Genomic DNA, 9003 nt, shown 5'->3' with positions numbered 1-9003 from the left:
CCTGGACACCAAGAATGACGCGAAGATCGCGGAATTCCTGGAAAAGGGCTACCTCGTCGCCGCCCAGAAGGACGCCGACGCCCGCGCCGCGATCGAGAAGGCGCAGAAGGAGGCCGAGGAGGCCGCGCGCAAGCTGCGTGAGCTGGCCGAGAAGGCGGCGCGCGCGGCCGAGGCGCGTACGAAGCTGATCGCCGCGCACGGCGACGCCGTGAAGGCGCTGAAGAACGCGTCGAACGCGATGGCGCTGGCGGCGGGTTCGGCGCGGCAGGCGGACCGGATGCTGTCGGCCGACCGCGCCGGCAAGGCGCTGTCCGACTACACGAACGTCAAGGCCGATGTGACCCGCCAGGTCGAGTTCGCGGGAATCGCCGCCAAGCAGGCGCAGGTCGCCGCGGCGCAGGCGAAGGTCCAGGCGGATGTGCTGGTCGAGACCGGTCTGACGTACGGCACGCAGTGGTCGGAGGTTGCTTCCGGTATCGCTGCGGCTGCTGATGCGGCGGTGAAGGCGAGTGAGACCGCGCAGCACGCGGTGGAGGCGACCGAGGCGGATGCCAAGGGCCTGAACGCCAAGAACCAGGCGGAGCTGCACGAGCGGCAGGCCAAGCAGTGGCGCGCCAACGCCGAGCAGCACGCCGCGACCGCCGCGAAGCTCGCCGAGGCCGCCGACAAGCAGGCCAAGATCGCCGCTGACGCGGCGTCGCGTGCGCGCACGGCGCGGATCGCGGCGGAGCAGGCCGAGAAGGAGGCCTGGGAGCACGCGAAGAAGACGCGTGAGGCCCGTCAGGAGGCCGAGCGCCAGGCGAAGATCGCCGCCGAGCAGCGCGCCATCGCCGAGCGCGAGCGCGATCTGGCCGCCGCCGCGCGTGCGCGCGCGGAGCGCGAGCGCGACATCGCCGCCGCCGCACGGGCGCGTGCGGAGGCCGAGGCCCGTACGGCGTCGGCGGCACGGGCGGAGGCCCAGGCGGCCGCCGCTACGGCAGCCAGCGCACGGGCGGACGCCGAGAAGCAGGAGGGCATCGCCGCCACGGCGGACGACAACGCCCGCGGGATGGAGACCAAGGCCCGCGAGGCCTGGTACAACGCCCGCGCGGCCTGGATGGACGCCGACGCCAAGAAGGCCAAGGCCCAGGCGACCGCGTCGATGGCGGCCGCGACCAAGGGCACCGCGTACTCGGTCCAGGCGCAGACCGCCGCGGCCGCGGCGCGCATGGACGCCGACACCGCCGGTGCCGCCGCCGATCAGGCACAGGGTGCCGCCGACACCGCCAGCGGTGCCGCCATCCGGGCGCGTTCCGCCGCCACGGAGGCCGCCGGCGCGGCCGCTCGCGCGCGTGCCGCCGCCGCTGAGGCGACCGCGCACGCCGCGCGTGCGAACGAGGCCGCGAACAAGGCCGAAGCCGCCGCAGCCGCAGCCAACGCCGCCGCCAACCGTGCCGAGGCCGAGGCCGCCGCGACCCACGCCGCCGCCACGCGTGCCAACGTCAAGGCCGCCGAGGCCACGGCGCAGGAGGCGCGTGCCGGTGTGGCCGCCCACGAGGCCTCCCGCCTCGCCGGTCTCGCCGCGATCGAGGCGAAGAACGCCCTCCAGGCCGCGAACCGCACCAAGGACGAGGCCGAAGGCGCCACCCGTGAGGCGGCGATGGCCCGCCTGCAGGCCGGCGTCGCCGTCCAGGCGTCCACGGCCGCCAAGGCCAGCGCCGCCGGTATCGCCGACCCGGCGAACACCGCGATCGAGCTGACCGCACCGTTCGCCGGCAAGGACATCGACGCCGACTTCGCCACCGACGTCGCCACCGCCGCCCAGGAACTGGGCGAGGAGCAGGTCGCCTCCGCCCAGGCCAAGGCCAACGAAGCGGTCAAGGCCGCCGAGGCAGCCGAGGCCGCCGCCAAGCGCGCCAACGCTCAGGTCGCCCCGGCCTTCAAGGCCGCCGCCGACGCCGCCCGCTCCTCCGCCAACGCCACGCGCTCCATGGCCGCCGCCATGAAGTCCGCCGCCGACGCCGCAGCCGACGGCGCCAAGGCCCGCGCGGCAGCAGCCCGCGCCAACCAGGCCGACGCCCAGGCCCAGGCGGACGCCAAGGCCGCCCGCGAGGCCGCCAACCAGGCCTACGCCGACGCCGCGGCGGCCCGCCAGGCCGCCAACGACGCCGAAGCCGAAGCAGCCCGCGCCCGAGGCGCCGCCGCAGCAGCCGAACAGCACGCCGCAGCCGCAGCCGGTGCCGCCGACCTCGCCGAGAAGGAGGCCGCCACCGCCCAGGCCGCGGCCACCAAGGCCAAGGAGGACGCCGACGCCGCCGACAAGCTCGCCGAATCCGCCGAAGCCCACGCCAAGTCGGCGAAGGAAGCGGCCGACAACGCCCTCAAGTACGCCAAGGAAGCGGACGAGGTCGCCAAGAAGGCCCAGGCCGAGCAGGAGGAGCGGGAGCGCAAGGCACGCGAGGAGGCCGCCAAGGAGGCGACTGAAAAGGGCAGCCTTCCGGAACTGAACGACGAGGAGAAGGCGGCTCTCCGGCTCGCCGGGTTCGACCCCGAGGAGTACGAGAAGCTCCGGCAGCTCGCGAACAAGAGCTTCGAGGACTTCCTGCTGGAGATCGGCGGTGATGTCATCAAGGGCCTCATCGACTGGGAGGACGTCCAGAAGTGCTACAAGGAAGGCAACGTCGAGGCGTGCTTCTGGGCGCTCATCAATAACGTCCCCTGGACCAAGGCTCTCAGGGTCGCCGAGAAGCTCCCGGACATCGTCAAGTTCGTCAAGCGCCTCATGGGCATCGACAAGCTGCTCGAGGAATCGGCCAAGGCGAAGAAGTTCGTCAAGAAGGCGGAGGAGGCCCTTGAGAAGGTCCCCGTCTGCAATGTGAAGAAGAAGCCGAACAGCTTCACCCCGGACACACCCGTCCTGATGGCCGACGGAACCCGGGAGCCGATCGGGAGTATCCGGATCGGGCAGTGGGTTCTGGCCACCGACCCTGCCACCGGCGCGACCGGGGCCCGCACGGTCACGGACGTGATCGTCGGCGACAAGAACGACCTCGTCGAGGTCACGATCGACACGGACGGCGATTCCGGGAACGCCGTCGGCACGCTGAAGGCCACCTCGCACCACCCGTTCTGGGTGGAGAACCGGCATCGCTGGACCGATGCCACGGATCTGCGGGCGGGCGACCGGCTCCGCACCCCGCAGGGTGAGCTGAAGGAGGTCGTGGGCACCCGTGCCGCGCCCGGCACCCGGACGGTGTACAACCTCACTGTCGACAACCTCCACACGTACTATGTGGTGGCGGGGTCGGCTCCGGTCCTTGTCCACAACTCCAAGAACCCGTGCGAGGAGATCGACGGCGGCGAGGTAGCCAACTTCCACGAGGCCCGGAACAAGGCCCGGGAAGCGGCGGGCCTGGGAGACGACGCGGTCCCGTTCAAGAGCGAAGTCGGTCCGATGAAGGACAAGCTCTACGTGGGGATGCAGAGCCCCGACGGCAGGAGCGGGTGGCGCATCGACTTCGATCCGAAGAATCCGGAAAAGGCCCTCCATATCAACTACTGGAAGAACTTCGACAGGTCGAAGAAGCGCGCGGAAATGGGGCCGGACTCCGAACGGGGATACTTCACGATCCCGTCGCCACGCGGTGGCCCGGCCGACGAGGGGGACTACCGGGACATCATCAAGCATTTCCCCTGGACCTAGCACGACGATCAGCCGGGTCACATACGGCTGATACGGAGGACGAGAATGTACATCGAATCCGATCACTTCACCGATTGGTTTGATTCCGGCCGGGCGGAACGTCTGCCGGTCGAGGCGAGCAGGGAGTTCGACGAGTACCTGTGCACGCTTCCGTGGATCCCGTCGCGCATTGACTGGCGTGCGATCCCCTACTCCGTGTTCAGCTACGCGGACGCCGGATGGTCTGGGGACGCGGCGGTCGAGTGGGCCCGCGCGAACGGGTTCATGGATTTCGAGAAGTGCTTCATCATGTACTCGGCTTCCGAGCCCGGAATTCTCTGCAGCAGCAGGGACGCCTTCTTCGAGCTGGACCACTTGACCATGGGCCGAGTGCATCCCGCGTACATCTGTGCCGTCGGCACGGGTGAGGAGGGTCCCGTGTTCTCGTTCGACAAGTTCGCCGAGTGGGACGGATTCTCCGTCCTGACCACTCCGAGCCGACCGTGACCGGATAAGCGGCCCTCTCGGCCGACCGACTCAAACACCGATGCCCCGCCGGACCCGCCCGGCGGGGCATCGGTGTTTTTGTCGTCACACCGCCACCGGCCGCGCGCCCGCCACCGGTTCCGCCGGGACGTCCGGGAAGACGCGGCGGGCCAGGGCCGCCAGGGTCCGGCCCGGGCCGAAGTCGGTGAGCCGGGGGCTGCCCAGGCCGGTCACGAGGGTGTGGAGCGTGTCGTTCCAGCGCACCGGGGAGACCAGCTGGCGTGCGCAGAGGGCCGGCCAGTCACGGCCCTCGGTGTGCGGGCGGGCGTCGACGTTGGAGACCACGGGCGCGTGGGCGGGCCGGAAGGTGACCTCGTCCAGCGCCGTGGCGAGCGCCCGGCTCGCGGGCGCCATGTAGGCGGTGTGGCAGGCGGCGGAGACCGGCAGGACACTGTAGCGCCAGCCGTTCGCGAGGGCCAGCGCACCGGCGGCCTCGACCGCGTCGGGGGAGCCCGCGACCACCGTCTGCTGGGGGGAGTTGAGGTTGGCGACCCACAGGTCCGCCGGATCCGCCGGATCCGCCAGGTCCGCGCCGTCGCGGCGCACCCGGGCGGTGAGTTCCTCGACGGCCTCGGGGTCCGCGCCCATGACGGCGGCCATGGCTCCGGGCCGGTGGCGCGCGGCGTCGGCCATCGCGCGGCCGCGCGCCCCGACCAGCCGGGCGCCGTCGGCGGCGGTGAGCGCCCCGGCCGCGACCAGGGCCGTGTACTCCCCCAGGCTGTGCCCGGCGAAGGCGGTGACGCGGGCCTCCGGGTGGGCGTCCCGGAACTCCGTCCAGGACAGCAACGACGCGGTGAAGACGCTGATCTGGGCGAGGTCGGTGCGGGCGAGGGTCTCCGTGCCGGCATCCAGGAGGAGCTCGGCGACGTCGTGTCCCGACGCCTCGGAGACGGTGTCGACCAGGGACCACGACGGCGTGCCGCGCCAGCGGGCGCCCATGCCCCGCCGTTGTACCCCCTGTCCCGGGAAGAGGGCGGCGAACGGGGTCGCCCCGGTGTCGTGTGTAGTGGCCATCGGTGTTTTTCCTCCGGTCGGTGCCATGCCTCCGCTGAATCGACTGCCGGGTCGAGTGTCGGTACTCGCGGCTCAAGCGGAGGACAAGCGCCGGTCATCGCCGGGCCACTGGTGCCGGAACTGGTGCGGGACTTGAGCTGAATATTGGCCGGTGCGCTGAATCCTGGATCTCGGTCCTGGATCTCGCACCGGGCTCACGGTCCGTGCGAATCGCATGGGAATCCCATGAGAACGCCTTGAGCGGGGCGTGTGCCGACGTCGGGAGACTCTCATCAAGCCCACCACCGAGATGCCCGGAGAGATGACCAGAGATTTGTACGCGGGAAACGCGATAGCGGAGGTTCTGGAGGTGTTCATGGAATCCAAGGTCCCTCGAAGCGGTCTGTCCGGAACGGAAACCCTCGAATTCAACCGGACCGTCGACCGGTCCCTGCTGCACCGCTGGGCCCTGTCCGAGGTGTTCCTGACGGACGCCCGCCGGGTGAGCGAGTCCGCGTATCTCGCGGCCGCCCAACTGCCGCCGTCGCACACCTATTACACGGAGGGGTGCTCCCGGCTCGGGGTGCCGGATCCGCTGCTCCTGCTGGAGTGCTGCCGGCAGGCGGAGACCTATGGAGGGCACGCGTTCTTCGGCGTGCCCCGGGACAGCAAGTTCCTGCTGCGTTCGTGGTCGATGTCGCTGCCGGGGCTGCTGACCGCGCCCGTCACGGACCGGCCGGGCGAGCTCGCGATGCGGGTGCGTACGGGCAACCGCCGCGGGGCGGCCGGTGATGTGCGCCGGCTGACGTACGAGGTGGACATGGAGCTGTCCCGGCACCGCCTCGGCACGGTGCGCATCGACGTCGGGTACATCCCCCGCGAGGTGTACGGAGAGGTCCGCGAGCGGGGCCGGGGCAGGCCGCTCACTCCGTTCACGGAGGTCCCCCGGACGGGTTCGCGGCTGGCGCCCTCCCTCGTGGGCCGCGTGGATCCGGCCAACGTGGTGCTCGGCGACGTGCGCACCGGCCCCGACGGGGCCTTCGCGTCGCTCCGCGTGCCCGTGGACAACCGCAGCATGTTCGACCACGCGCAGGACCACGTCCCGGGCATGGTGCTGATGGAGGCGGCCCGGCAGCTGTGCCTGTTCACCGCCTCCGAGCTGCACGGCGCCTCGACGCCGCGCACCACGGTCGCCGGGTTCGACTTCTCCTTCACGCGCTACGCGGAGCTGGACTCCCCCACGACCGTGCACGTCCGCAGGACCGAGCCGTACGCCCACGTGGACGAGCTCGGCGCGGCGCTGCCGGAACTGTGGACGTTCCACGTGGAGTTCGAGCAGGCCGGCGCGGTCATCGCCACCGGCCGGATGCACACCACGACGTCCCGCGCGTACGCGGCCGCCGGGCCGGCGGTGACGGCGTGAGGGCGCCCGGAGGAATCGTCGTCACTCCCGCCGAATGGCTGCCGGACACCACCGTCAAGGCGGTGGAGGCGCTCGCCGACGGCCTGGTCACCCAGGACGAGGCCGAGTCGATCGGCTACGAGCAACTGCCCGTCTCCGGGGGCGAGTCGGCCCCCGAGATGGCGGTGCTGGCCGGCCGGGCGGCGCTGGAGCGGTCCGGCGTGGCACCGGCGTCCGTGCGGGCGGTGCTGCACGCGTGGACGTACTACCAAGGGCACGACTTCTGGTCCCCGGCGCACTATGTGGCCGACCGGACCGGCGCGACCGGCGGGGTCCCTATCGGGGTCCAGCAGATGTGCAACGGCGGCGCGGCGGCCCTGGAGACCGCGCTGACCCGGCTGGTGGCGATGCCGGACCACGGCCCGGTGCTGGTGACGACGGGCGACCGGTTCCTCCGCCCCGGCTTCGACCGCTGGCGCGGCGACTACGGGGTCTGGTACGGGGACGGCGGGACGGCCGCGGTGCTGGAGCGCCGCGAGGGGCCGGCGGGCGCCGCGCTCGTCCTGGACGCCCTGGTCACCGAGGCCGCGCCGGATCTGGAGATCGTCCACCGCGACGCCTCCCGGTTCCAGGAGGCGCCCCTGTCGGCCGGTCCCACCGTGGACGTGCGGCGCACCAAGAAGGCGTTCCTGACGGGCACGGGACGGGAACCGTTCGTCGGACGGCTGCGGGAGACGACCACCCGCGTGGTCGCGTCCGCGCTGGCCGAGGCGGGCCTGGAGCCGGGCGGGCCCGCGCTGCGCGCGGTGCTCCTGCCGCGCCTCGGGCGGGCGACGGCGCGCGACATCTACGGGCCCGCGGTGGCGGCGGTCACCCCCGCCCCGGTCGTCGACCTCGGCGCGGGCACCGGTCATCTGGGCGCGGGTGACGTCTTCTCGAACCTCACGGCGCTGGCCGGCGACGGCCCGTGGGGGCTGCGGTCCGGCGAGCACGCCGTCGTGCTCAGCGCCGGTGCCGGATTCACCTGGAGCGGCGTCGTGGTGCACCGCCCCTGAGCCCCAGCCCCCTCCTCAGCTTGGTCCCGGGTCCATTCGGCGATCCGGTACTCGAACGGAAAGGCGTGATGATGACGATTCCCCTGCGTGAGCGCTCCGGTGGGGAACGGCCGGTGCTGATCGTGGGCGGCGGGCCGGTGGGTCTGGTCCTCGCGTGCGAACTCCTCGGCCAGGGTGTGCCGGTGCGGGTCGTCGACGGCACCCCGCCGGGCTCCTCGCTGCACTCCCGCGCCATCGTGGTGTGGCCGCGCAGCCTGGAGCTGCTCGCCCGCGTCGGGGCGGCGGACCCGCTGGCCGAGGCGGGCAACCGGCTCGACGCGGTGTCCTACTTCTCGCAGAAGCGGCCGCTCGGCTCGATCGAGATGAGCCGGCTCAAGGACACCCCCTACCCCTTCGGGCTGGTCATCCCCCAGCACCGCACGGAGGACGTGGTCCGCGACCGGCTGGTCGAGCTCGGCGGGAAGGTCGAACAGGGCACGGTGACCGGGCTCGACAACTCCGGCCGGCGGCCCGTCGTCGACGTGGCGTGGGCGGACGGCCGCACCGAGCGGATCGAGGCCGACTGGGTCATCGGCGCGGACGGCGCGCACAGCGCGGTGCGCCGCTTCGCCGGCATCGAGTTCCTCGGCAGCGGCGAGGACGTGCTGTTCGCCATCGGCGACGGGCCGATCGACGGCGATCTCCACGACAACGAGCTGCTCTACTGCTACACACGGGGCGGGGCGCTCGGTTTCGCCCCGTTCGGCGACGGCCGGTTCCGGCTGGCGGTGAGCGTGCCGGGCTGGACCGAGGACCACGCGCCGCCGCGCGAGCTGTTCCAGCGGGTGATGGACGAGCGGGCGCCGCGCCCCGGCCTGATCGGGCCACTGGACTGGACGACGATCTTCCGTGCGCGGCGCCGGGTCGCCGAGACCCTGCGCGACGGCCGGGTCTTCCTCGCCGGCGACGCGGGCCACATCTTCAGCGCGGCGGGCGCCCAGGGCATGAACACCGGCATCCAGGACGCGGTGAACCTGGGCTGGAAGCTGGCGGGCGTCATCCGCGGCACCCTGGAGCCCGGGATCCTCGACACCTATGACTCCGAGCGCCGGCTGGCCGCCGAGCGGGTGGTCCTGACCACCGCCAAGCAGACCAGCTGGGGGCTGTTCCGGGGCCGCAGGGAGGTCGCCGTCCGGGACACCCTGGTGCGGGCGGCGCAGCGCACGGGCGTCCTGCAGCGGTTCGGCGCGCCGCTGATGGCGCAGCACGACGTCACCTACCGGCCCGCCGAGTCGCTGTGGCAGACGCTGCCGGGGCTCACCCGCGCCGTGCGGGCGGGCGACCGGCTGCCGGTCTTCAGCCGGGAC

At 72.4% G+C, this 9003-nt stretch carries 6 protein-coding genes; 5 read left to right on the top strand and 1 reads right to left on the bottom strand.

The window, feature by feature from the left end:
* The coding region (locus K6I33_RS36095) for a polymorphic toxin-type HINT domain-containing protein (RefSeq protein WP_275126773.1) at positions 1-3682 on the top strand (3682 nt) is incomplete at its 5' end.
* Positions 3683-3727: 45 nt separating this feature from the next.
* On the top strand, positions 3728-4168 hold the full coding sequence (locus K6I33_RS26415) for a hypothetical protein (protein WP_229357037.1): 441 nt from the start codon (positions 3728-3730) through the stop codon (positions 4166-4168).
* 84 nt (positions 4169-4252) lie between these two features.
* Here K6I33_RS26415 and K6I33_RS26410 read toward each other — a convergent pair whose 3' ends face one another.
* A complete protein-coding gene (locus K6I33_RS26410; protein ID WP_229357036.1) occupies positions 4253-5221 on the bottom strand; it encodes an ACP S-malonyltransferase in 969 nt (322 codons plus the stop codon).
* A gap of 355 nt (positions 5222-5576) precedes the next feature.
* Here K6I33_RS26410 and K6I33_RS26405 point away from each other — a divergent pair, with 355 nt between their 5' ends.
* The 3 genes from K6I33_RS26405 to K6I33_RS26395 all read left to right on the top strand — a co-directional run.
* A complete protein-coding gene (locus K6I33_RS26405; protein ID WP_229357035.1) occupies positions 5577-6623 on the top strand; it encodes an AfsA-related hotdog domain-containing protein in 1047 nt (348 codons plus the stop codon).
* Positions 6620-7657, top strand: coding sequence for a ketoacyl-ACP synthase III family protein (locus K6I33_RS26400; protein WP_229357034.1), 1038 nt, complete (start codon positions 6620-6622; stop codon positions 7655-7657). The genes K6I33_RS26405 and K6I33_RS26400 overlap by 4 nt, the downstream gene beginning before the upstream one ends.
* A 71-nt stretch (positions 7658-7728) precedes the next feature.
* Positions 7729-9003, top strand: a 1275-nt coding sequence (locus tag K6I33_RS26395; protein ID WP_229357033.1) for an FAD-dependent monooxygenase, incomplete at its 3' end; no start/stop codon positions are given.

The sequence above is a fragment of the Streptomyces sp. UNOB3_S3 genome, assembly GCF_020740895.1.
In the GTDB taxonomy this organism is placed as follows: Bacteria; Actinomycetota; Actinomycetes; order Streptomycetales; family Streptomycetaceae; genus Streptomyces.
This window is presented reverse-complemented; position numbering and strand designations above follow the sequence as displayed.

Coding starts and splice junctions, on each gene's coding strand:
- K6I33_RS26410 (WP_229357036.1), bottom strand. CDS start 5,221: ATGGCCACTACACACGACACCGGGGCGACCCCGTTCGCCGCCCTCTTC.
- K6I33_RS26415 (WP_229357037.1), top strand. CDS start 3,728: ATGTACATCGAATCCGATCACTTCACCGATTGGTTTGATTCCGGCCGG.
- K6I33_RS26405 (WP_229357035.1), top strand. CDS start 5,577: ATGGAATCCAAGGTCCCTCGAAGCGGTCTGTCCGGAACGGAAACCCTC.